Origin of the sequence: Marinitoga hydrogenitolerans DSM 16785, assembly GCF_900129175.1 — a bacterium.
Lineage (GTDB): Bacteria > Thermotogota > Thermotogae > Petrotogales > Petrotogaceae > Marinitoga > Marinitoga hydrogenitolerans.
This window is the reverse complement of record NZ_FQUI01000013.1, coordinates 23,242-48,991: the sequence shown is the minus strand read 5'-3', so window position 1 is coordinate 48,991 and position 25,750 is coordinate 23,242. Positions and strand designations below refer to the sequence as shown.

At 26.9% G+C, this 25,750-nt stretch carries 23 protein-coding genes and 1 tRNA gene; 18 read left to right on the top strand and 6 right to left on the bottom strand.

Features of this window, described 5'->3' with window-relative positions:
* The first annotated feature begins 344 nt into the window (after nt 1-344).
* The 11 genes from glgD to BUA62_RS05250 are packed head-to-tail and all read left to right on the top strand — an operon-like array spanning nt 345 to nt 9,480.
* Nucleotides 345-1,457, top strand: a complete 1,113-nt coding sequence (gene glgD, locus BUA62_RS05300) for a glucose-1-phosphate adenylyltransferase subunit GlgD (RefSeq protein WP_072864199.1) — start codon at nt 345-347, stop codon at nt 1,455-1,457.
* A gap of 11 nt (nt 1,458-1,468) precedes the next feature.
* Nucleotides 1,469-2,710 carry a glucose-1-phosphate adenylyltransferase gene (locus BUA62_RS05295; protein ID WP_072864197.1) on the top strand — a complete coding sequence of 414 codons (1,242 nt, stop codon included), beginning with the start codon at nt 1,469-1,471 and terminating at the stop codon, nt 2,708-2,710.
* Between the two features lie 12 nt (nt 2,711-2,722).
* Nucleotides 2,723-3,751 carry a DUF4899 domain-containing protein gene (locus BUA62_RS05290; protein ID WP_072864195.1) on the top strand — a complete coding sequence of 343 codons (1,029 nt, stop codon included), beginning with the start codon at nt 2,723-2,725 and terminating at the stop codon, nt 3,749-3,751.
* Complete coding sequence (locus BUA62_RS05285) at nt 3,751-4,014, top strand: hypothetical protein (RefSeq protein ID WP_072864193.1); 264 nt, start codon at nt 3,751-3,753, stop codon at nt 4,012-4,014. Before BUA62_RS05290 ends, BUA62_RS05285 begins: the two co-directional genes overlap by 1 nt.
* A 1-nt stretch (nt 4,015) precedes the next feature.
* Complete coding sequence (locus BUA62_RS05280) at nt 4,016-4,900, top strand: LipS2 family lipoyl synthase (RefSeq protein ID WP_072864192.1); 885 nt, start codon at nt 4,016-4,018, stop codon at nt 4,898-4,900.
* Nucleotides 4,901-4,913: 13 nt separating this feature from the next.
* The gene (gene rsxC, locus BUA62_RS05275; protein ID WP_072864190.1) at nt 4,914-6,242 is read left to right on the top strand and encodes an electron transport complex subunit RsxC; all 1,329 of its coding nucleotides are present in this window, start codon (nt 4,914-4,916) and stop codon (nt 6,240-6,242) included.
* Complete coding sequence (locus BUA62_RS05270) at nt 6,239-7,222, top strand: RnfABCDGE type electron transport complex subunit D (protein WP_072864189.1); 984 nt, start codon at nt 6,239-6,241, stop codon at nt 7,220-7,222. The genes rsxC and BUA62_RS05270 overlap by 4 nt, the downstream gene beginning before the upstream one ends.
* On the top strand, nt 7,219-7,929 hold the full coding sequence (locus BUA62_RS05265; protein WP_072864187.1) for an RnfABCDGE type electron transport complex subunit G: 711 nt from the start codon (nt 7,219-7,221) through the stop codon (nt 7,927-7,929). The genes BUA62_RS05270 and BUA62_RS05265 overlap by 4 nt, the downstream gene beginning before the upstream one ends.
* Nucleotides 7,929-8,546, top strand: coding sequence for an electron transport complex subunit RsxE (gene rsxE / locus BUA62_RS05260; RefSeq protein ID WP_072864184.1), 618 nt, complete (start codon nt 7,929-7,931; stop codon nt 8,544-8,546). Before BUA62_RS05265 ends, rsxE begins: the two co-directional genes overlap by 1 nt.
* A complete protein-coding gene (gene rsxA / locus BUA62_RS05255; protein ID WP_072864183.1) occupies nt 8,543-9,118 on the top strand; it encodes an electron transport complex subunit RsxA in 576 nt (191 codons plus the stop codon). Before rsxE ends, rsxA begins: the two co-directional genes overlap by 4 nt.
* A gap of 14 nt (nt 9,119-9,132) precedes the next feature.
* Nucleotides 9,133-9,480, top strand: a complete 348-nt coding sequence (locus tag BUA62_RS05250; protein ID WP_072864181.1) for a (Fe-S)-binding protein — start codon at nt 9,133-9,135, stop codon at nt 9,478-9,480.
* An 8-nt stretch (nt 9,481-9,488) separates the two neighbouring features.
* Here BUA62_RS05250 and BUA62_RS05245 read toward each other — a convergent pair whose 3' ends face one another.
* The 5 genes from BUA62_RS05245 to BUA62_RS05220 form a co-directional block, all read right to left on the bottom strand.
* Nucleotides 9,489-11,177 carry a HAMP domain-containing histidine kinase gene (locus BUA62_RS05245; RefSeq protein ID WP_072864179.1) on the bottom strand — a complete coding sequence of 563 codons (1,689 nt, stop codon included), beginning with the start codon at nt 11,175-11,177 and terminating at the stop codon, nt 9,489-9,491.
* A 218-nt stretch (nt 11,178-11,395) separates the two neighbouring features.
* Entirely contained in the window at nt 11,396-13,753 is a 2,358-nt protein-coding gene (locus BUA62_RS05240) for an efflux RND transporter permease subunit (protein ID WP_072864177.1), read from the bottom strand.
* 429 nt (nt 13,754-14,182) lie between these two features.
* The gene (locus BUA62_RS05230) at nt 14,183-14,878 is read right to left on the bottom strand and encodes a hypothetical protein (RefSeq protein ID WP_072864173.1); all 696 of its coding nucleotides are present in this window, start codon (nt 14,876-14,878) and stop codon (nt 14,183-14,185) included.
* Nucleotides 14,879-16,126: a S41 family peptidase gene (locus tag BUA62_RS05225; RefSeq protein WP_084670712.1), complete on the bottom strand. Its 1,248-nt coding sequence runs from the start codon at nt 16,124-16,126 to the stop codon at nt 14,879-14,881.
* A 68-nt stretch (nt 16,127-16,194) separates the two neighbouring features.
* On the bottom strand, nt 16,195-17,850 hold the full coding sequence (locus BUA62_RS05220; RefSeq protein WP_084670711.1) for a nucleoside kinase: 1,656 nt from the start codon (nt 17,848-17,850) through the stop codon (nt 16,195-16,197).
* 107 nt (nt 17,851-17,957) lie between these two features.
* Between BUA62_RS05220 and BUA62_RS05215 the strand changes: the two genes are divergently transcribed.
* Both BUA62_RS05215 and BUA62_RS05210 read left to right on the top strand, forming a co-directional pair.
* Nucleotides 17,958-18,032: transfer RNA gene (locus BUA62_RS05215), tRNA-Gln, on the top strand.
* A 227-nt stretch (nt 18,033-18,259) separates the two neighbouring features.
* Complete coding sequence (locus BUA62_RS05210; RefSeq protein WP_072864169.1) at nt 18,260-18,613, top strand: sensor histidine kinase; 354 nt, start codon at nt 18,260-18,262, stop codon at nt 18,611-18,613.
* 27 nt (nt 18,614-18,640) lie between these two features.
* Here BUA62_RS05210 and pulA read toward each other — a convergent pair whose 3' ends face one another.
* A complete protein-coding gene (gene pulA / locus BUA62_RS05205; protein WP_084670709.1) occupies nt 18,641-21,238 on the bottom strand; it encodes a type I pullulanase in 2,598 nt (865 codons plus the stop codon).
* Between the two features lie 266 nt (nt 21,239-21,504).
* Between pulA and BUA62_RS05200 the strand changes: the two genes are divergently transcribed.
* From BUA62_RS05200 to rpsG, 5 genes are all read left to right on the top strand, one after another.
* Entirely contained in the window at nt 21,505-22,854 is a 1,350-nt protein-coding gene (locus tag BUA62_RS05200; RefSeq protein WP_072864167.1) for an MFS transporter, read from the top strand.
* Entirely contained in the window at nt 22,841-23,410 is a 570-nt protein-coding gene (locus tag BUA62_RS05195; protein ID WP_072864164.1) for a CYTH domain-containing protein, read from the top strand. The genes BUA62_RS05200 and BUA62_RS05195 overlap by 14 nt, the downstream gene beginning before the upstream one ends.
* Nucleotides 23,398-24,576: a vWA domain-containing protein gene (locus BUA62_RS05190; protein WP_072864161.1), complete on the top strand. Its 1,179-nt coding sequence runs from the start codon at nt 23,398-23,400 to the stop codon at nt 24,574-24,576. The genes BUA62_RS05195 and BUA62_RS05190 overlap by 13 nt, the downstream gene beginning before the upstream one ends.
* Before the next feature lie 314 nt (nt 24,577-24,890).
* Nucleotides 24,891-25,265 carry a 30S ribosomal protein S12 gene (gene rpsL / locus BUA62_RS05185; RefSeq protein ID WP_072864158.1) on the top strand — a complete coding sequence of 125 codons (375 nt, stop codon included), beginning with the start codon at nt 24,891-24,893 and terminating at the stop codon, nt 25,263-25,265.
* A 12-nt stretch (nt 25,266-25,277) separates the two neighbouring features.
* Nucleotides 25,278-25,745, top strand: a complete 468-nt coding sequence (gene rpsG, locus BUA62_RS05180) for a 30S ribosomal protein S7 (protein ID WP_072864155.1) — start codon at nt 25,278-25,280, stop codon at nt 25,743-25,745.
* Nucleotides 25,746-25,750 lie beyond the last annotated feature (5 nt).

Sequence of the window (25,750 nt, the reverse complement as noted above, 5' to 3'; positions counted from 1 at the left end):
AGTTGAGTATAGTCTCACAACCTCGCGAAACATAAATCGAGGAAACGACATTTTCCGGCAAGTGAAAAACTATACTCTAGTTTAGAAATCTTTTTTAAGAGAACAAGTCTCAGGGGGATGTTATCTAAAACTATTTTACCAGAGGTAAAACTTAAAAACAAGCAAAAAATAAATACTGAAAAAGATGCTCAATAGAAAACTACTAATATAAAACATATAACTAAAAACACATAAATCAATATAAATAAAATATATTTACTTTTCAAAGAGCATATAAATAATAATAATAATCAATAACAATAATATAATTATTCTATACTAATTATACGAGGGGGATTGATAAAATGAAAGTTTTAGGTTTAATATTGGCAGGAGCATCAACAAGTGGTGTAAAGGAATTAACTAAAAAGAGAGCAAGTGCAGCAGTACCTGTTTTTGGTAAATATAGAGCTATTGATTTTACTTTAAGCAATTTTGTAAATTCGAAAATTAAAAAAGTAGGTGTATTAACCCAATATTATCCGAGGAGTTTAATGGATCATCTGGGAAGCGGTAAAGAATGGGATCTTGATAGAAAAACAGGAGGATTATTTATCTTGCAACCGTATTTTAAAAGTAAAGATGAGATTCCAGTTTATAAAGGTACAGCTGATGCAATATTTCAAAATATGACACTATTGAGAAGAGGCGATGAGGATTTTGTTTTGATAGGATCGGGAGATCATATATATAATTTTGATTTTACAAAATTATATCATTATCATTTATCAAATGCAGCAGATATTACAATTTTAACAAAAGAGTTTGAAAATGATGAATTAATAAACACATATGGTCAGGTAATAACAAATGAGGAAGGAAAAGTTATAGAATTTCATGAAAAACCCGCTGAAATAAAATCAAGAAGAATATCTTTAGGAGTTTATTTTATAAATAAAGCATTATTAATTGAGTTATTGTACACATCTATTCCAGGTGGAGGTAAAGATATCGTATATGATATTATCATACCTAATTTAAGTAAACTGAGAATATTTGCATATGATTTTAAGGGGTATTGGTCAAATATAAAAAAGTCAGTAGAAACATACTATAAAACTAATATGGATATTTTAAAAGACGATGTTAGAAGAGAATTATTTTACTCAAAAAAAATATATACTAAATTAAAAGATTATGCCCCACCAAAAATAAATATCAATGCAAATGTTCATAACGCATTTGTGGCAGATGGTTCTATAATAAATGGAACTGTAAAAAATTCAATAATATCTAGAGGGGTTAAAGTAAAAGCGGGTGCTGTAGTTGAAAATTCAATAATACTTCAGGATACAGTTATTTCAGAAGGTAGTGTAATAAAAAATGCAATCATAGATAAAGATTGTAAAATAAGAGAAGGACATAGAGTTGTTGGAGAAGAAAAAATTTTAGTAATAGAAAAAGGTACGATCATATAGGGGGGATAAAAATGAATATTGTTGCTTTAATATTAGCAGGAGGTCAAGGTACAAGACTTGGAGCTATAACGGAATATTTAGCTAAACCAGCAGTACCGTATGGTGGTAAGTATCGAATTATAGATTTTGCATTGAGTAACTGTGTAAATTCTGGAATATATAATATTGGTGTATTAACCCAGTATAGACCTCATGTATTAAATAAGCATTTAGGTATTGGAAGGCCTTGGGATTTAGATATAAAATCTGGTGGGTTAACTATTTTACCACCATATGTGAGTAACACTGATCAATCATGGTATAAGGGGACAGCAGATGCTATTTGTCAAAATATAGAGTATATAGATAGTTATAATCCGGATTTTGTTGTTATTTTATCTGGTGATCACATATATAAAATGGATTATAATGAAATGATAGATTTTCATATAGAGAAAGGTTCTGATGCGACGATTGCCTGTATGGAAGTTCCTTTAAGTGAGGCATATAGGTTTGGAATAATGGTTACAGATTCTTTTGGAAAAATAATAGAATTTCAAGAAAAACCAAATAATCCTAGAGGTAATTTAGCATCGTTGGGAATATATGTTTATACATGGTCAATATTAAAAGAACTATTAATTGAGGATTCTAATGATCCGAATTCAGAACATGATTTTGGTAAAAATATAATACCTAAGATGTTAGAAAATAATAGATTATATGCGTTTAATTATGAAGGATATTGGAGAGATGTTGGGACTTTGCAGTCATATTGGGAATCAAATCTTGAATTATTGGGACCAATGCCAATGTTAAATATACATGATGTAAATTGGAAAATATTTACGCAATCGGAAGAATTGCCCCCTGCTTTTATATCAAAAGATGCAAAGTTAACAGGATCTCTAATAAGTGAAGGTTGCGAAATATATGGTGAAATTCATAATTCAGTATTATTTCAAGGAGTAATTGTAGAAGAAGGAGCTATAATAAAAGATTCTGTGATAATGAATAACACTGTAATAAAAAAAGATGCATATATAGAAAAGGCCATTATTTGTGAAAATTCTGAGATTGGTGAAAATGTAAAGATTGGAATTGGAGAGTTTAAAGAAAATCAATATAATAACAAAATTTATAATACAGATATAACATTAATAGGATTTAATACAAGGATTCCTCCAAATATTCAAATAGGTAAGAATGTACTTATAGGTAATTATATAAAGGAATTTATTGAAGATGTGCCATCAGGAGGGTATGTTGTTTAGGGAGGCGAAATAATGGATTTTTATGCTGTAAAGTTTTTTGCAACATCGTCATTAACGGCTGAAATAATAATAGGATATATGTTTGGAAAGCAAAAAGGAAATCCAGAATATAAAGTTTTATCAATACCAAAATCAAAGCTTCCAAAATTTGAATTACCAGATATCAATTTATCTTATATAGAATATAAATCTAAATTAGAAGAATTATATTATAAAGCGATAAAAGATTCAACTGTTTTAGATTTGAATAAGCAATTTTTAGCATTTGTTCAATCCACCATTAAAAGGTATGGGCCTGAAATAATAAATGCAAAAATGTTTTTAGGAGTAAGAGATTCTGATGTTGCTGTAATAAAAGCTATTTTGTCAGAAATTTTTGAAGAATGGGAAGGTGAAGTAAACCTAAAAATAGTTGCAGAAAAGCTTACTTATCAAGATTTAGTGTGGCTGATGACACAACACAGAAGTTTTTCAGAAAAAGAAAAATCATATTTAAATAGAGTAGATGTTCAATCAGCACCAGAAGTTTTACCTTTAACAGATCCGTTAAACGGTATGACAATTAATAATCTTGATGTAGGAGATCCAGTTTATTCATTAATTATAGATTCAGTGGAGCCTGCAAATTTAAACAAATTGAAAGAACAATATCCAGACAAATTTGACGAAAATGGCAAAAATATTCTTCCGATTGAATCAAAATTAATTGCAAAAGAATTAGTTACAGATACAGATTATTATTTTATTAAAGTAGATCTTGGTGGTGGAATTATTGGAAAGGCAGTAATTTCAAAAAATTTAAAAATGATGGTAGATTCTAATAAAATTGCTGAGATGCATAAAAAAAGAGAAGAATATTTTAATCCACCTGAAGATAAAATAATAGGTGATATATTAAAAGAATCAATAGCAGGATTAAAGAGAGAAGCTAATTTACCAGAAAACAAAGTAAGAAGTAGCGATGTATTAATAATTTTTGGACTTTCTATAGGATTAATCATAGGAGCAATATTATTAGGAATCTGGTTAGGAGTATTTTAATGAAAATATATTCTTTAATTTTAATATTTTCTTTAATAATTGTAGGTATTGTATTTAACTTATTTATGTTAAATTATATATATAAAAAAACTATATATAATAACCGTATATTTATCGAAAATATAAATCTTATAAATGAAACAGAAAATTTATTTTATATTAAAGGATATGCGAGTAAAACTATTTACAATACAGATTCTGCAACATTGATAAAAATAACATTTAACAACAATATTGAAGGGATCATAATTCAGGAGGAATAGAATGAAACTTAAATTATCTTATGCTACAGCGGTTTTATTGGGATTAAAGAAAGGAAAGATTAATTTTGAAATGCCCACAGCTTATTTAATGTTAGGTGAAAAATGTGTATACAACTGCAGTTTTTGTGCTCAAGCAAGAGAAGCAAAGTCTGACAAAGACTATTTATCAAGGATAAAATGGCCAGAATATTCTTTAGAAAAATTTATTGAGAAAATAACCAATTATAATTCATTTAAAAGATTGTGTGTTCAAGTTGTAAATTCTGAAAATTATTTTGGAGATTTGATAGAATTTTTAGATAGGATTAAAAATTTACATATATTAAAAGCGATTTCTTTGCGGCCTAAAAATATGGAAGAAGTTGACGAAATATTTAATTATAATATAGATAATTTAGGGATTTCTATAGATGTGGCAAATAAAGATTTGTTTTCAAAAATTAGGGGAGGGAGTTTTGACTCTCTCTTTAACATTTTAGTAAAATCTTCCATGAAATATCCAGGGAAAGTAACAACACATATTATAGTTGGTTTGGGTGAAACAGATGAAGATTTAATAGATATAATGCTTGAAATGAAAAAATATAACATCTTAGTTTCATTATTTGCATTTACCCCAATTCAAGGAACATTTTTTGAAGATGAAGTCCCTCCTTCAATTGAGAGATATAGAAAGATTCAATTTGCAAGAGAAATAATTGAGAAAAAAAATATAGAAAAAAAAGATTTTAAATTTAAAAATGGGCATTTAATAGAATTACCAGAAGTAGAATTTTCTATTGAAGAAGCGATTAAAACAAGTGGATGTTCTTATTGTACAAGACCTTTTTATAACGAAAAACCAAACAAATTATTATATAATGTACCACAAAAAAGAAAATCTTGAAAGGAGGAAGGAAATGTCTCTATTAACTTTCAGAGGAGGAGTTCACCCACCAGAAAAGAAAGAGTTGGCAGAACATAAGGAAATTAAGTTTTTGCCATTACCAGAAAAAGTGTATATATACACAACAAATCATATAGGGGCACCAGCAAAAATTTTGGTAGAGCCAGGTCAAAAAGTGAAAACCGGTCAAAAGATTGGTGAAGCGAATGGTTTTATTTCTGCTAACATTCATTCTTCAGTTACAGGAGAAGTGGTAGAAATTGTTAAAATGACAAACGCTGCAACAGGTACAAAAAATGATGTAATTGTTATTCAAAGGACAGGAGAAGATGAATGGGATTTAATCTCAGGATATGGTGATTATTCCAAGAAAACACCAGAAGAAATTATTGGTATAGTTAAAGAAGCAGGAATAGTAGGTTTAGGTGGAGCCATGTTTCCTTCGCATGTGAAAATGTCTGTTCCTAAAGGTAAGAAAGCAGAATATCTAATTATTAATGCTGCAGAGTGTGAACCATATATAACAATTGATTATAGAATGATGTTAGAAAAGTCTGTTGAAATTGTAAAAGGTATAAAAATTATCATGCATGCAACTGGAGTGAAGAAAGCTTACATAGGTATTGAAAATAATAAGCCTGCAGCAATAGAAAAAATGAAAGAAGCAGTTTCTGGTGAACCAATAGAAATAAAAGTATTAAAAACAAAATACCCTCAAGGGGCAGAAAAACAATTGATTTATGCTATAACAAAAAAAGAAGTTCCTTCAGGTGGATTACCTTTAGATGTAGGAGCTATAGTTTTTAATGTTTCAACAACTTATGCAATATATGAAGCTGTAGAAAAAGGAAAACCTTTAGTAGAAAGAGGTATTACATTAACAGGTGAAGGTATAAAAAATCCAGGTAATTTTATTTATAGGATTGGTACATTAACTAAAGATTTGCTTAATCATGTAGGATTAGTTGAAGAGGAAAAAATAGATAGAATTTTATATGGTGGGCCAATGATGGGAATACCTCTTCCTAATATTGAATTACCAACATTTAAAGGAAATAATGCTTTAACAGTAATGACAAAAGATATAGTACCTCATAAAGAAGTATTTCCATGTATTAGATGTTCGAAATGTGTACAGGTTTGTCCTATCAATTTAATGCCATATTTGTTAAAAATGCAAGTTGAAAAAAGGGAATACGATAAATCTCTTGAATATGGATTAATGGATTGTATAGAATGTGGATCGTGTTCATTTGCATGTCCAGCAGGAATAGAATTAGTAAAAACTTTTAAAACGGGAAAAAAAGTTGCAAGAGCTTTAAAAGGGAGGGCTAAAAAATGAAGTTGAATATTGCTGCTGCACCACATTTTAGAACAAAAGATAATGTTAGATCTGTTATGATAGATGTTTTAATTGCCCTCATTCCATCTGTTATTGTTTCAACATGGGTATTTGGTTTAAGAGCTTTATGGATAATGTTGTATACAATGGTATTAGCTGAAGTAATGGAATTATTTATAATGAAGGTCTTAAGAAAACAAAAAAATTTTAAATCAGATTTTAGTGCATCAGTAACAGGGCTTTTATTAGCTATGAATTTAAGCTTAGCAGTGAATTGGTGGCAAATATTAATTGGAACATTCGCTGCAATTGTATTAGGAAAACATGTTTATGGAGGATTAGGTAAAAATATATTTAATCCTGCATTAGTTGGAAGGGTATTTATGTTAATATCATTCCCAGTAGCAATGACAACATGGTATAGGCCATTTTACTTCAAATACGATACAATTACAACAGCGACACCTTTGGCTATTTTAAAAGAAAAAGGCGTAGATGTATTAAATAATTATTCTGATTATTCAATTAATTTAAAATCATTATTTGTAGGAACAATTCCTGGTTCTATAGGTGAAGTAAGTGCTTTAGCTTTAATAATTGGATTTATATATTTAGTTGTTCGTGGAAGAATTAAAATATGGATTCCAGTTACGTATATTTCTACAGTATTTGTTATTGCATCTATATTTTATTTATCTGATCCCACAAAATATGCATTACCATTATTCCATGTATTTGCTGGGGGATTAATGCTAGGTGCATTGTTTATGGCAACAGATATGGTAACAAGTCCTATGACAGTTAAAGGTCAAATAATTTTTGGATTGGGATTAGGCTTAATTACTATGATAATTAGACTTTTTGGTGGTTATCCTGAAGGAGTATCTTTTTCGATTTTAATTATGAACGCATTAGTTCCATTAATTGATATATATGCAAAACCACGTATTTTCGGAACTTCAAGAGGTGGTAAAAAATGAAAGAATATATAAAAACAGGTTTTATATTAATGTTATTTATAGTTATTTCAGGATTTATTGTTTCAATTGTATATGTTTCAGTAAAACCGGCAATTGATAATGCAGAATTGCAGGCTAAATTAAAGGCCATTAAAAAAGTATTAGAAAATTCAAACGGTGAAGGTTTATTGATTTCAAAAGATGAAATTCCTAAAACTTCTAAAGAATTAGAAAATGCAGTTTGGGATTCAAATGAAAATGGAATATTATATTCAAATGCGAATTCAAAGGTTTATTCTCCTGTGTATAGATATATAAATGATAAAGGACAAGAAATATATATATTAACAGTGTCAAGTGTAGGTTTTGGTGGTGAAGTAATTTCAGTTATATCTTTTGTTAAAGATAAAGTAGAAAAAATTTATTTTAATGGGTTAGAAGTAATATCTTATTCACAGGAAACACCAGGGTTAGGAGCAAATATAGCTCAGGATAATGTAAAAAAGAGATTTTATCCAATTTCATATGAAGGGTTGATTAAAGGAGTTAAGGTTAACAAAGATGCAGGTGTTCTTTTAAATACTCCAGAAAAAATGAAAGAAGGAAAAGAAAAAGGAATTATACAAACAAGTGATATTATGACAGGTGCAACTATTACACCAAGAGCTGTAGCTAATTCTATAAATGCAGGATTTGAATACCTCAAATCCAAAGGGGTGATTCAATAATGGCTAATATTAAAAACCTAAAAGTGGGATTGTTTGAACAAAATCCAATATTTGTCCAAGTGTTAGGGATGTGTCCAACTCTTGCAACAACAACAAATGCAGAAAATGCATTAGGTATGGGATTGGCAACATTAGCAGTATTGATTATGTCAAATATAGTTGTTTCTTCAATAAAAAAATGGGTTCCTAAAAATATAAGAATTCCTATATATATAGTTGTTATAGCTTCATTTGTTACAATGATTGATTTATTAATGCATGGATATACATATGATTTATGGAAAACATTAGGTTTATTTATTCCTTTAATAGTTGTTAACTGTATAATTTTAGGTCGTGCGGAATCTTTTGCGTCAAAAAATACAGTGTTAGACTCTATTTATGATGCATTGGGTATGGGATTAGGCTTTACAGGAGCATTAGTGTTATTAGGTTCTGTTAGAGAATTATTAGGAAATGGTACAATATTTGGTCTTCCAATTTGGGGAGATGCTATGAAATTATATATTATGATTCTTCCACCAGGTGCTTTTTTAGTATTAGGTATGTTGTTAGCAATGTTTAACGCAAAAGGCATTTATGACAGAAATAAAGTAAAGGCTGGTGAAAGGAAATGAAGTTATTTTTTATATTTCTATCAGCAATATTAGTAAATAATTTTGTTTTATCAAGATTTTTGGGAATATGTCCTTTTTTAGGCGTATCTAAAAAGATAAGTTCTGCTTCTGGAATGTCAATGGCAGTTATTTTCGTAATGGTTATATCTAGTGTGATAACATGGTTTTTAAATCTATTATTAGTAAAATTGGGATTAGAATTCTTAATTACAATAGTTTTTATTTTGGTTATAGCAACATTAGTTCAATTTATAGAATTTTATATAAAAAAAGTATCGCCTCATTTGTATGAAGCATTAGGTATATATTTACCATTAATTACAACTAATTGTGCAATATTGGGGTTAGCCTTGATTAATGTTATAAATAATTATACTTTAATAGAAACAATAGTTAATTCTCTTGGAGCAGGATTAGGTTTTGGTATGGCTTTAATCATATTTTCAGCTATGCGTGAAAGAATGGATTACTATGATATTCCTGAGCCATTTAAAGGAACTGCTATAGCTTTAATAACCGCAGGCCTATTATCAATGGCTTTTATGGGATTTTCAGGTCTCATAAAAATATAAGGGAGGAATAGCAAATGTCTATAATTATAAATTCAGTGATATTACTTGCAATATTAGGTTTTTTTGCAGGTTCATTTTTAGCTTTTGCTGAAAAGAAATTTGAAGTAAAAGAAGATGTTAGAGTTATTTTTGCGGAGAGCTTGCTACCTGGTATTAATTGTGGAGCTTGTGGGTATCCGGGATGTTCAGGTTTTGCAAAGGGATTTGTAAATGGAGATGTAAAGCCGGACGGATGTCTTCCTGGAAAAAGACAAGGCGTTCCAGAAAAACTCATAAAATTATCTAAAATATCTGATGATGAACTAAATAAAATATGGGAGGAAATAGGAGAAAATCCAGATAAAATAAAAGAAAAATTCTAATTGGGGAGTTATAAACTCCCCAATTTTTTTATTACAAGTTCTTTAAAAATTTTAATCTTTTTATCTTCGTAATTTAGTAATATAAATTCCAGCCAATTTTGTAACATCTTAAAATCACTCTTTTCCAAATGGTATTTTATTTTTTCTATATTATCTTTTGTTGGATTTTTTAATGTCTTAATATAAATCGATATAAGTTCGTTTAAATAGTTGTTTGCTTGGTTTACTGTATAGTTTTTTTCAATGAGTTTAGTTAAATATGAATTCTTTAGTGTAATAAAATCATAATTTTTTACAAATTCAATACAATCTATAGGAACTTCTATTTTAATAATTGTATCTGATTCAGTTTGGTTTAAAAATAATTTTCCATTTAAATCTTTAATAAATTTTTTTATTAAAGCAATATCATACAATTTTATGTTTGTTTTATCAAAAATATTTTGAGTATTTAATAGTAAAATATAATCATTGAATATATTATCTTTATCTATAATTTTTATTTCAAGCGTGTTGTTAATTAAAGAATAAATAATAATAATACTACCTTTTTCTTTTTCGTCAAGAGATAATGTTAATATTTCATACAATATTTTGTATAATTTTTCTCTATTGGAAAAGATAATAGGATTTTTAAGGGTAGTTTCTTTTTTAACAACGATGTGATTTTTTTTGGTATAAAGAGATAATGAGTAAATAAGTTCATTGTGAAATTTATTGATATCAAAAAATTCAAAAAAACTCTGCTTTGTAATTGTTGTTTCAAAAAGGAAAATATATTTAAATTTTTCTATTATATTGTTTATTTCAGAAATATTTTTATTAATACTACTCTTTTTTAGGTCATTTGGTAAGTCTAAATTTATTGAGTTAACAAGATTTTGAAGAGGAGTATAAATAGAAAAAATAAGATCATTTATTAAAGTATCATTTTTCTTTTTAACAATGTTAAGCTCCTTTTTAAAATCAAACAACATTTTTTCTGCATTTTCAAATTCATTTAGAATATGTGAAAGCTTTGATTTTAAAACAATACCATCTTTTGTTTTTAATTTAATCTTATTATCATTATTGTGAGTAATAAATTCTGATAAACTTCTAAGATCATTTGTGGCATAATAATAAGTTCTTTTTAGAAAAAATAATAATAAAGAAAATAAGATAAGATTAATAATTATGAATATTAATAACTTGTCAAAAAATAACATATAAAATCTTTTATCAGGTATAATGTAAAAGGTCATATCATTAAAATTAAAACTAAAATATTTTCTTGGAATAGAAGTTTTAGGATACAAATTATTATTATAACTTAAAATAATATTTAAATCAGAGAATTGATTTAAATAAGAAATATATTCAGGTAAAACATAACCATATAAATATGAAGTATTGTTTATTTCAATTTTCTTATAAAAAAAAGTATTTTCAACATCTTTGAAATCAGTATAAACTTTATTTTCATTATTATAAATTATCAATTTAAATGGTTTGAAATTAAAATGATCATATTTTATATAATGAAAGATGCTTTCTCTCAATTTTTCATCTGTCTGAAAAATTATAGTCTTTAATTTCATTATTTCTTTGTTCTTTTCATATTTTTCAATATCCGCTTTTATAAGAAAAATAAAAAAAGTAAAGGTTGCGACTATTAATAAATATATAATTATAAAAGGTTTTGAACATTTACTCATAAAAACACCTCATAATAAATTTTAGTATATATTAATTATATCACACAATAAAAAAAACGGATCCAAAGGATCCGCTAAATGTCTATCCATCTATTTCAGGGGGGGATAGGGGGATTTTCTTTTTACAATTATAGTATACAAAAATAAATGTTACTTTTCAATACTCAAATATTAATTGTGAATTTTCAAACGTAACAAAAAAGGGAGTTATGTAAATTTCATTTTTTCAAAGAAGGTATTAATAATACTGTCATAACCCATGCAATGGAAATGCCTAAAACCATAGTTAAACTAAATTGTTTAAGCAATTCACCACGAGATAATTGAAAAGTGATAAATGATGATACTGTTGTTAAAAATGATAAACTAGTAGCTTTTAAAGTATGCCAATAATGAACCTTATCTTCATCAATAGCATGGAAAATATGGATATATCCATCAACACCAATACCAAATATTAACGGCAATGAAATTATAGTTAAGAATGTTGCGTTAATATCAAAAAAGTAAATTATTCCAAATGTTGCTAAATTGGTAAAAAGTAAACCAAATATAGCAATTAGAGTTTCTTTAAATGATTTTCTGGAAAAATAGGTTAAAATTCCGATCATAAAAACTGAAAATAAAATAACATAATAAAATCTACTTTCTATAATATACATTAATCTATATAAAGCTTTTTTATTTCCCAAAAATCGGTTTAGATAAGATTTTAATGAATCAAAAAAATGTTTCATTCCATTGTTTATATTTAGATTAATTGAAGGAGTAACATATACGATAAAATAAGCTTTATTATCTTTATTGATTAAAATATTTTTTCTCAGATTTTCTGGTATTAACTCAGTTATTCCCAGAATAAACTCTTTCTCATTTTTAGCTTTTGCAGCTAAATCTATTATTTTAAGTGTTTCGGAATATATTCCGTATTTTTTTAAAACAGCAACAGAAAAAGGATCATTTACTAATTCTGAAATTTCTTGAGTTTTGATCTTTAATTTTTCAAAATCACCTAATTGTTTTTTCAAAATATCCAAATAGCTTTCAACTTTAGAAACATATGGCGATTTTTTTAACTCTTCAATAATTTTTTTAGAATCTTCATCCACACCAACAATAAATTGCATTTCATTAAATAAAGATGTGCCAAAATGTTTTGCAATATCATTAAAAACTTTTGTGCTTTCTGCATTTGTTGGCGCTAAACCAGGAGGGGTATATGAAAAATTAGCAAAATTAATTATACCAAATATTGAAAAAAAGATTATAAAAATAGATATATAAAATAAAATTATTTTTCTTTTTTTAGGTATCCAGTCTCCTAATTTTTGAAACCATATATTTATTTTATTTTCTCTATATGTTTTCAGTATGATACTTCTAAAAGGATAAAAAATAATTGGGGTAACGAAAACCATAATTAATGAAAAAACTAATAAACCCATACCGCTAATTAAAGCCATTTCAGTAAAAGCAGGAAGTTTCATAAAAATTAAAGAGATAAAAACAAAAATTGTTGTAAGAACACCAAATATAACAGGAACCAACACAGTTTCATAGGTTATAGCGAGTGCTTCAACATAATTTTTTCTTTCTTTAAATTCTGTAATCAAACGACTGGTAATATGAATTCCATAGTCTATACCTAAACCTAAAGTTATAGCAGCAACAAACGAAGTTAAAATATTTAATTCTTTAAAAATAATAGCAGATAAACCCAAAGTTATTCCCACAGAGATTAATAAATTAATGAAAACTAATATTGTAGTTATTAAATTACCAAAAGTGAAATAAAAAATTATTATAATTAGAATAATTGATAAATACGTTGTAATTGAAAAATCAAAAGAAACAGTTTTATTGGCTTCATAAGTATATATATAAGCTCCGGTTAAACCTGTTTTGATTGAATATTTCTGGTTAATACTAGATAATACTTTTTTTACTTTAGGAATAATATTATTTACAAAGATTAGATTTGAGGTTGGTTCGTTAAAAGTGACCCCCATGACCATAATTTTTTTATCAGGTGATAAAGTATAAAATCCCAACATAGGATCTGTTTCTTTAGAAGTTTCAAAATTCTTATTAAGTTTATCCAATAAAAATAGTGTATTATTAATATACTCAAAAGATTTAAAATCATAAGGGTTAACGCTTGAAAAAGCATTAAAAGTTTCTTTTATATTATTCATTAATTCATCAATCAATTTGGAATTTGATACATTTAAAAATCCATAAGATAACAATAATGAAATATCAGTTTTTGCTAAAGCTTTAAATTCATGTATGTTTTTCATTCTACTATAGAAATCCAATGCAAGTTTTTTATAATCAGTATTATCATCAATATAAAAAGCAACTATCATTACCTCGGATTCAGATTGATGTTGTAATTCATCTCTGTATGAAACAACTATAGGGTCATCTTTTGGAAGTAATTCCAATAAATCAGAATTAATTTTTAAATTTTTTAAGTTATATATAATTCCAACAGAAAAAATAAAAAATATTATTAATAACCATTTATAGTTTCGAGTTAGGAATTCTGCGATTAATAAATATTTTTTTTTCATATTTTCATCTCCATAACAGAATGTAAATAATAGTATCTATAAAGGTTCCAATAATAAGAGCATATATATTTTTATTTTTAATATCTCTATATCCTTTTAATAGTTCTGTCCAGATAAAAGGGAAAATATAATAAAAATTAAAAAATGAAAAAAAACCTAATAATAAAATTGGTGAAAGAGAAAGCATGTAATAAGGGAAAATAATTCTGAATGTTTTTAAAGGGTAAAAGAAAGCTCTTAAAACATTATTGGTAAAGATAAAAAATACTAAAATAATACTTTTTATAAAAAACTCATATAAAGGGATATATTTAAATAAAGGTGAAAACCAAAAATAAAACAAAATTATAATACCAATAAAAATGGTATCATATTTTACTTCTCGTATCTTATGAGGTGAAAATATAATCTTAAAAATATTATTGAACATTAATGAATTCCTCCAGTATAAACTTTCATGTCATAAATTACATTTATTCCTAATTCAACAAAAACATTTAATAAAGGTTGGACTCCAGGGTTTCTTAAAATATTTGAATCTAAAATTATACCATTTTCTTTTTTTAACTTTTCTAATATTTCAGTTTTAAAAGAATAAGGTTGATATGTAGAGCTATCCATAACAAAATATTTTAATTTTAAAAAACTTAATTCTTCTAATGTTAATTTTGATAAGTCTAATATTGCAATTGTTGGATAATTAATCAAAGTAAAATTTTTTGAATAGGCAATATTTTTATTTAGTTGAAGGCCGTAAAAACTTAATTTTTCAGTATATTCATTTAATGTTGAGTCAAAAGATTTTAAGGTAGTTTTTAATTCATCAAAAATTTCGTTATTTACAACAGCAATAAAAATATGATTATTAGAATAATTAATACGTATTTTTCCAATAAAAACGCCTAAATCTTCGATAACAAAAAAAACCTTTGCTAAATTCTTTGATTCATTAATCATTGAGATTATATCATCTTTTATTTCGTTATGAAAATTCAATATAGAATAAGTTGGAATGGGTTCTCTTATTATAATTTTAGTTTCAACTTTTCCAAATAGAAAGTATGTAATAATGCTTAATAAAAGAATGGTAATAGAAAAAACTATTACCATTCCATATATTTTCATTTATTTTCCTCCCATCTTCAAAACTTCAATAGATTTCAATAACTGTAAATCATTTTCTAAATCAATAATAGCTTCAAATGTTGTTGTATTTTTTGCTTCCATTTGCTCAACATTTTTGACTTCTTTTTGTGGGTTGTCAATAATTATATCAGGTTTAATACCTTTTAAATGAATATCATTTCCGTTAGGAGTGAAGTAATGCCCTATTGGTAACCATACTTCTCCTCCATTTTCTAAAGGAATTGGTCTTTGAACAGCAGCTTTTCCATATGTGGTTTTTCCAATTACAGTGGCAATTTTATTGTCTTTCAAAGCGCCAGTTAGAATTTCAGATGCTGATGCAGAAGATTTGTTTACCAATAATACAATTGGCAATTTATCTATGAAATCAAAATGTTCATATGTTTTTGGTTTAATCACTTCTTCAGAACCGTCAAAATATCTTACTGTTACAATTGTCTTATCTTTGATAAACATACTAGCAATATCAATAGCAACATTTAAAAATCCACCAGGATTATTTCTTAAATCTAGAATTATCCCATTAACATTTTCTTTTTCAATGGCTTTTAAAGCTTTATGCATTTCAGAAGCGCTTTTTTCGGCAAAATTTGTAAGTTTTATATATCCTATTTTAAAATTGTTGCTATCAAAGATTTTATATTTAGCAGTTACAGTTTCAATTTTTTCTCTAATAATAGTAATTTTTTTAGACTCTTCCCAACCTTCTCTAAAGATTTCAATTTGTACAGAAGTTCCGGGTTTTCCGCGCATTTTATTTACTGCTCCGATATATCCAATTTCAGAAACAGGTGATCCATCAACACTTATAATCAAATCATCAGCTTGTAGTCCTGCTTCGTAAGCAGGAGTTCCTATCATAGGACTAATAATTCTAATAGCTTCCAATTTAGAGTCATAACTAACTAAAATACCTAGTCCTCCGTATTCTCCAGATTCCTCTATTTTACTTTCTGTAACTTGTTGTGAGTCTAAATACCATGCAAAAGGATCATTCAAACCTTCAACTAACCCTTTTAAAGTAGAATCAAGTACTTTATCATAATCAACTTTATCTTTTTCATAATAAATATTACTGATATAATAAAGTACAGAATAAATAGGATTTTGAAATTTCTCTAAATATAATTTTTCTATATCATTTTGATTATTCGTATTTGCCCATAATAATACAAATGAAGAAATGATGAGCAAAACAACAATAAAAGTTTTAAATCTTTTGTTCAAAAAAATCTCTCCCTTCAAATTTCATTTTTATAGTTTAATATTTAATTTTTTAATATTTAATTTATAGTTTAATATTTAAATGTGCTTCTTCCAATAAATTCTCTAATAATAGATTTTCTTGGGATTTCTTCCAACTCAGTAATGGGTAAAAAATAATCAAGAAATTTTAATAATCTTTTTGCTTCTGAATATTCTTGATTTGTATTATCAACTGAAAGTAATAATGGTTCAGCGAAAATCTTTAACACAGAAAGCTCATAAATCAAATTAGAATTAAACATGACATCAGCTTCTTCTTGGTAAGGGAAAATATTTCTATCTTCACCTCGTCTAACACTAGGCCACATTTTTAATGTGGCTAAAGCAGAATGCCCTCTGAATTTAAAATCTCGTACAATCCTTCTTATCAGTCTTGTATCAGTAGTAGTAATTCTATTCATAGAATCTAAGTTCATTTGTGTTAAAGCGCTTACATAAATTTTATATTTAAACTCTTTTGGAATACTTTCAGTTAAAATTTCATTTAATCCATGAATACCTTCTATAATTAAAATTTGATTTTTCTCTATTTTAATTTTCTTCCCACTTTTTAAGCTCTTTCCATGGATGAAATCAAACTTTGGAAGCTCAACCTCTTCTCCATTTAAAAGTCTTTTTAGGTGTGTATTAAACAAATCTAAATTTAAAGCATATATAGATTCAAAATCATAGTTTCCATTTTCATCTTTTGGAGTTTTTTCTCTATCAACAAAATAGTCATCTAAAGAAATAGGAATAGGTTTTAAACCATTAACCTTTAATTGAAGAGCCAATCTTTTTGCAGATGTTGTTTTTCCTGAAGAAGAAGGACCTGCAATTAACACAATTTTTGTATTTTTTCTTTTAATTATGTCATCAGCAATTTGAGCATATTTTTTTTCATGAAGAGCTTCAGAAACCCTTATTAATTCAATAACTTCATGTGGTCCTTTAGAAATTAATTCGTTTAACTCACCTACAGTACTTACCTCAAGAATTTTTAACCATTCTTTATATTCATTAAAAGTAAAAGATAGTTTTGGATAATGTTTATATTCTGGTATTTTATCTGGGGATTTAGGATTTGGTTGTAAAACCACAAAACCCTCATCAACACTTTTTAAATCAAACTTATTAATATATTTTGTTGATGGTGGCATATATCCATAAAAATAATTAAAATATTTATCGCATATATAAATATTTACTTTATCTTTTTTTCTATATTTAAATAAAGCAGACTTATCCTTTAAATCAACGTTTTCAAAGATTTTCATAGCTCTAAACTTGCTAATTGTTGATTTTTCAAATAGCAAATCCTTTTCTACATATTCTAACATTTTTTTCTTTAAAATTTCAAGTTTTTTTTGTGAAGGTTTTCCACTTCTTAACTCACAATACAAACCACTTCCAATAGCATGATGTACAAATAATTTATCTTCTGGATACAAATCTTTTAAAGCCATATACAATAAAAATAAAACGCCTCTTTGATATATTCTAAATCCGTCAAGAGTAGAAGTGTCTAATAATTCAATTTTTCCAGAGTCTTCAATATATTTATTTAGTTCTTTAATATTGTTATTATGCTTAACAGCTAAAATAGGTAAAGAATGTTCTTTTTGGATTTCATTGATAATATCAATATACTTTTCACCTTTTTCGGCATAAATAATTTTATTTTTAATCTTTAATTCGTATCTCAAAGTAATTCCTCCTTATCGAATTTATTTTTTTGTAATAATCTTATTTTTTTTCAGAAACAATGAGGTATTGACAAATGAAAAAAATATGATATAATAGTTACTGTGATTGGGGCGTGGCCAAGCGGTAAGGCGGCGGATTTTGGCTCCGTTATTCGGTGGTTCGAATCCATCCGCCCCAGCCAAAGTCGGCGTAAGCCGACTTTTTTTTTATCAAAAATGGACTATTGTACAATCTAAACGCTTATAATAAGTGCGTATAAAAGCATTTAAATTATACCATAAATCAAGTTAAATTTATAGTGTTTTGAAGACAAAAATATCTATTTTTTCACTTATATTTTTTAGAACTATTTTGTAGATAACCTAAAATGTTTAAGAATGAATTGATTTACTGTACATCCTAATTAATTTGATAATTTCAAATCTTTTAAATAATGCATTTAAATATACAGAAAAAGGGAGTGTTTTTATAACAATAAAGAGAACAAACTCTTATTTGATTATAAAAATTGCTGATACAGGTATTGGAATAAATCCAAAAATAAAGGATAAAATTTTCGAACCATTTATTAAAGGAGAAAAACCTGGAACAGGTATAGGGTTGACTGTTGTTTCTTTTTTAATAAAAAAAATGGATGGAAATTTACAGGTTTATAGTAAAAAGGATAAAGGTACAACATTTGAAGTAAAAATCCCTATAAGAAAGCGAATTTATCGTCTAACTTTCAGAAAAACGGATGAAAATAGGACATCAGGGAAATAATAAAAAGCCGCATTATGCGGCTTTTTATTATTTTTGATATAATACATAAGCAGATAATGCTTGCAATGTAATAGAATTCTCGACAGTTTTAATTACAGTATTTCCAGCCTTTTTATCATTTACAACAACATTCCATTTTCCTTTAGGAAGATTAAAATTCACCTTAGATGAATTTGCATTATAAATAACTAAAATATTTTTCCAAGTGTCGTTGTTTGCATATTCTTTAAGTAAAAATGCAACCATTCTTTTCTTTGGAGTTTTTAAAAATTCTAAATGTTTTTTAATCATTTCAGCATTAGTCATTCTAAATGCAGGGTGAGATTTTCTTAACTCAATTAAACCTTTATAATATTTAAAAATATCATAAAATTTTTCTTTTCTTGACCAATCAAAAACATTTGGTAACTCTTTGTTGTATGGGTTATGATCACCCATTTTAGTTCTTGCAAAATCCACACCGCCATGTAAAAATGCAATACCTTGTGAAGTTAAAATAATAGCATTAGAAAATTTTTGTGATTTTTTAAGTTTTTCTTCAATATTTTTAGGTAATTTGTCTTTCCATGGTTGATATCCTAAAGCTAATGCATTTTTATCCCATAAAGTATTATTGTCGTGGTTTGAGACATAATTTATTGTTTCTTCGGGATCAGCAGCCCAAAGTTTAATTCTAGAATCATATTTAATAGATCCAACAACGCCTCTTTTAATTTTAGTTTCTTTTCCTAAAGAGCCAAGACCAAATCCTTTAACTTTTGCATCAAAAACACTACCCCTAATTGCATTTCTAATATCATCATTAAATACAGCAATATTCATCCCTTTTTGGTCACCTTTTCCAAATAGTAATGGTCCACCACCTGTCCAAGGTTCCCCATATAATAATATATTGGGATCAATCTTATGTAATTCTTTACTTATTTCATTCATTGTTTTTTTATCTATTAACCCCATTAAATCAAATCTAAAACCGTCAACATGATATTCCTTTGCCCAATATTTTACAGAATCAACGATAAATTTTCTTACCATAGGTCTTTCTGTAGCAATTTCGTTTCCAACCCCAGAACCGTTAGTATAATTTCCTTTTTCATCTGTTCTATAATAATAATATGGAACAGTTTGATCAAAAGCAGAGCCTTCCCCGACAACGGCAGTATGATTATAAACAACATCCAAGATAACTCTGATATTATTTTCATGTAATTTTTTAACCATTTCCTTAACTTCTTTTATTCTGGAATTAGGATCAAATGGATTTATAGAATAAAAACCATCAGGAACATTATACAATTTTGGATCATATCCCCAACCATATTGTTCTTTAAATTTTGTTTCATCTATAAAGTAAATGTCTTGAATAGGCATTATATGTACATGAGTAATTCCTAATTCTTTTAAGTGAGACAACCCAGTTTTTATACCATCTGGAGTTTTTGTGTTTTCTTGAATTAATCCTAAATATTTACCTCTATATTTTTCATCAACGCCAGAATTTTTATTTATAGTAAAATCTTTAACATGTATTTCATAAATAATAGCATCTTCAGGATTAATAAATGGTGGCTTGATATCTTTATCCCAGTTATCAGGATTAGTATCTTTTAGATCGATAATAGCAGATTTTTCAGAATTAACAGATACAGCAATGGAATAAGGATCAACAGTTTCTCTATATTTTCCATATGAATAAAATTTATATTTATAGAACCATCCTTTTAAATCACCATTTATTTTTGCACTCCAAACTCCATCCGGAGATTTTTTCATTTTATACACTTTGTCAGGAATTTTTGATTTATAATCTTTGTATAACAATACGTCAGCGGTTTTTGAAACAGGTGACCATACTTTGAAAATAGTATAATTCTTATTATATGTAATACCTAAATCATTACCATCATAATAAAAGACATTTAAAATATTTCTCATTATAGCAGTATTTTCAACAAACTCTTGAATAGATATTTTTAATTCTTTATCCACATTATAGAAAGGTTTATCTAATATAATCTTTATTTTATTTGTTCTAGAAATATCTGTAGGATCTAATTTAACCACATTTTTAATTTTTAATTTTTCACCTTCAGAAGTAACGGTTATTTTTCCTTCCCAATCTTTTATATTAAATGGTGTAGTTAAAATAGCTTTGATTTCATTTGGAGAATCAACTATGGCGCTTAAAATTCTCGGACTTACATCAATGTCATTTGGATTTGTGTATGGTTCCTCAACACTTGTTACTAACCAAATTTCTGCAACGCCCGATTCTGGTATTTTAACAAATCTATCTTTTGCGACATCTTTTGCCTGCCATTCGTTTAACCTTACAATATAACCTAATTCAGTATATTTTTTGTCTAAAACTATAACAGCATAAGGTCCGAATTCATCTTTCCCGTTGAATTGGTAAGCGTGTCCTTCTAATGATTCTGGTTTATGTGGCCAAACCCATAAATTCCATCCCTCGTAATTTTTATCAAATCGATAATAGTGTAAAATTAGGACAGTTTTTCCTCCAAAATCTTCAGCAGTTTTTCCTTCTCCGTAAGAAGGAAAAGTAGCCAAAATAAATGTAGAAATGAATAATACAATAAACATTAAAATACTTTTTTTTCTCATAAAAACCCTCCTTTAAAAAATAATTGTCTTAATCATTATAACAATTAAAACAATCAAAATAAATATAAAAGTATGTTATTATTGGTAATTAATATTAAATAAATATAATAATGATTAATAAGATGAAAAAAGCTTTATCATATAACTAAAACTTACATATAAAATTATTTAAGATTTATTCAATCAAAATACTATAAAGAATAAACATTAGAGATGGTATACTATTAAAAAATGTATGATATAATTTAAAAATAGGAGATGATTGAATGATAAAATTGACGAGAACATTAAAATTGTCGATAGTTGAGGCTATGTTCTTTAATGCTTTTTTTGTTGCTACACAAACTTTTATCATAATTTCAATAGCATTATACTTTAATGCTAATCCTTTTCAGATATCAATAGTGTCATCATTTCCGGTGTTTTCTCAAATGTTTCAAGTTTTTACACCTATTTGGTATAAAATTTTTAAGGGAAGAAAAAAGAGTTTAATGGTAGTTTCTATAATTGGCAGAGGGTCCTTGATTTTATTGCCGCTTGCTGTTTTTTTTGATTTGAAAAACGCATGGGTTTTTGTTTCCATAATGATAATATATTCACTTTTTGGAACATTTATTAGTAATATATGGACTACGGCTATGAGAGACTTAGTTCCGTTTGAAAAAAGAGGAAAATATTTTGGGTTAAGAAATGTTTTTGCTTCAGCAGTAGGTATTTTTGTAACTTATTTATATGCACAATTTTTGGATTTTTCAAATAAAAAAGCAGGAATATTATTAGTTACATCATTAGTTGCAATTTTCTCTATAATTACGATAATATTATTCGTTTTTCATCAAATTCCAGAATCTAAAGACCAAACGATAAAAATCGATTTTAGGAAACCATTTCGAGATAAAAAATTTCAAACATTTTTATTTTTTGTAGCGATTTGGACCTTTGCAATTGAATTAACCAGACCATATTTTTCCTATTTTCAACTGGCTATTTTGAATGTAAACACGAGATTTTTAGGTAATATAGGAGTTTTTTCAGGATTAATTACGTTAGTGCTTTATCCATTTTATGGCAAATTAAGTGATAAATACGGAAATAAAAATATTTTAATGGTAGGTATAACATTAGCAACAATAGCTCCGTTATTATATTTTGTAATGACGGATTATAATTTTAGAAGTTTACTTTTGCTTGATGGTATTTTTGGAGCATTTGCCTGGTCAGCAATAAACTTAACATTTTTTAATTTGTTGTTAGAAACGGTTTCAGAACCTGCAGAAAATTATATAGGAGCGTATGCTTTTATTTCAGGAGCTATGGCTATAATATCTTCAACCATAGGTGGTTTTTTTGGTAACCTATTAAAAGATAAGATATTTTATATTTTAGGAGATAAATATCATGGAATTCAATTTTTAATATTAGTAGGCTTTTTATTGAGAATATATGCATTATTGCATTTAACGAGCGTGGAAGCCTATGAAAAACCAATAAGATATAAAAGTTGGTTATTATCAAATCCTTCATTATTCAAAAGGAGAGAAATACATTTACCAATATATTTAAAAATTTTAAAGCCTAAAAAGCGCAAATTGGAGGAAAAAAATGATAGAAATTGAAAGAAAATATACCATTGACAAAAATAGTGCGGAGCAATTAAAGAAAAAAGCATTAAAAAGAATAGGTATTATACAATGGTATTTAACTAATAAAAAAAATGAAATAGAAAGAATTCGATTACAAATAATAAAAGAAAATGTAGGTTTGATAAAAAAATGGAAATATGCGTACAAAGCTAATACAAATATTCCACATGAAAAAATAGAAGAAGAAAAAGATTATATTCAGCAAGATCTAAAAGAACTATTTAATAAGGAAATGGTGATAAAAGTTAGATATATTATAAGAGAAAATCCGGAAATAGTGTTGGATGAATTTGTGGAAATAGAAGGTTTGAAATATAATATAAAAGAGAAGAATTTATTAGAAATAGAAATGAAAGAAACGAAAAAATATACAAAAAAAGATTTTGAAGAAATTTTGAAAAAAGAAAAGATAAAAATTTTGAGGGATGTAACTGAAGATTACAAATATTATAATAATAATATAGCAAACAAATTAGAAAAATCAAAAAACCTTGATGAATTAATTGAGGTGTTAAAATGGAAGATATAATAGAAAAAGCATGGATAGAATTGGGTAAAGAAAGTATATTTTATAATTATTTAAAGATGTATTTTGATAGTATTCCTTCTGAAAATGTGAGAATAATAAAATTATCCATTACAAAATCAGGAAGATTTAAAATCTTATTTAATCCTAAAAGATTAAAAGCGAAAGGGTTAATATTTACAAAAGCAATATTAAAACATGAGATATTTCATATTATTCATGGACATATTTTTATCAAACCAAAAGATAATAAAGACAAAAAAATTTGGAATCTTGCTATGGATGCAGCGATAAATCAACAAATTAAAGAACTCGATGCATTTTCTGTTCCGCTCGATGTTTTATTAGATGAAGGTTGTGGAACAGATAATGAAAATCTTTTTGTTGGACCCCCAATGAATTATATTAATAAAACTGCTGAAGATTATTACAAATGGATTATAGAATATTATGAAAAATCTAATAAAGCAGATATTGAATTAATAGAAGATAGTAGGGTGGATTCTCATGAAGATTTTGCTAATTTTGAAATAATGGAAGAAATTGTGACAGATCTTGTAAGCGAAGTTATAAGTGAAGCCTATGAAAAATCACAGGGCGATATTCCAACGGGCTTGGAAATTCCCATTTCCTTGTTGATAACAAATAGTAAAAAAAATTGGAAAGATTTAATTCGAAGATTTTTTGGAAATTCAATAATTATTGAAAAGTATAGAACACCATTAAGACCAAATAGGCGTTATGATAATCAACCAGGATGGAGAAGTTTATTAGGTCCTGAAATTGCTATAATAATAGATACAAGCGGTTCAATAATTGAAGAAGAATATTCAGCATTTTTTTCTGAAATAGAAAAATTAGCAAAAATATATGATTCAAGAATATATGTAGTTCAGATTGATAATAGTGTTCAAAATGTATTAAGGTATGGAAAAGGTGATTGGAAAAATATAGAATTAAAAGGGAAAGGAAGTACGGATTTAGAACCGGCGATATTATATTTAGAAGAAAATATAAGACCAGAAGGCATTATAATATTTACGGATGGTTATGTTGATGTACCAATTGTGAAAAGAAGGGTTCTTTTTATTTTGAGTAAGAAACACAATAAGAAGTTCAAAACAAGTGCTGAAGAGATTTACGGAAAAAATTCTATAGTAGTTTTGTGATTTTTTACAGAACACCCAAATCCGTGTATTATATCGTAACAAAATAATAAAGCAATTTTTGTATTAAAGAGGTAGAATTGATTATAAATAAAAAAATATAGATTTTAAAAATGCGGAATCTTTTTAATAATGGTATTTTGAACAGTAAGTTTTTTTTCTAATATTTTATTGTATGCAAAATACATAAAAAAAGCGCATTAACATATTTGTAATGTCACAAAAATATCATAACATTTTAATTGAAAATTAAAAAGACCTGCGGTAAAATACACTTGGTATTTTTTAAAATATTGAAAGGAGGAATAGAAAATACTATGCCAACTATAAATCAACTTGTAAGATACGGAAGAAAACAAATCAAGAAAAAATCAAAGTCTCCAGCGTTACAAAGTAATCCTCAAAAAAGAGGGGTTTGTGTAAGGGTTTCTACAATGACGCCTAAAAAGCCTAACTCCGCTTTGAGAAAAATAGCCAGGGTTAGACTTTCAAATGGAATAGAAGTTACAGCATATATTCCAGGTGAAGGACATAATCTTCAAGAACACTCAAATGTTATGATAAGAGGTGGAAGGGTAAAAGACTTACCAGGTGTAAGATATAAAATAATAAGAGGTACATTAGATACGGCTGGAGTTGAAGGAAGAAAACAAAGTAGAAGTAAATACGGAACAAAAAGACCTAAGAAGTAAGGAGGTAAGTAAATGAGAAGAAGAAGAGCGCCAAAAAGGCCAGTGACCCCTGATCCAATATATAATGATACATTGGTTTCAAAATTAGTAGTTAGAATTATGAAAGACGGTAAAAAAACTGTTGCACAATCAATAGTATACAGTGCATTTGATATAATAAAAGAAAAATTAGAAAAGGATCCTTTAGAGGTTTACCATCAAGCAGTAGAAAATGTAAGACCATTAATAGAAGTTAGACCAAGAAGGGTTGGTGGAGCTACATATCAAGTTCCATTTGAAGTTCCAGAAGATAGAGCTATTTCTTTAGCTTTAAGATGGATTGTTAAAGCTGCAAGAGATAAATCAGGAAGACCTATGAAAGAAAAATTAGCTCAAGAATTGATAGATGCATATAATGGAGTTGGTGCAGCAGTTAAAAAGAGAGATGACGTACATAAAATGGCTGAAGCTAATAAAGCTTTTGCTCATTACCGCTGGTAATTTTT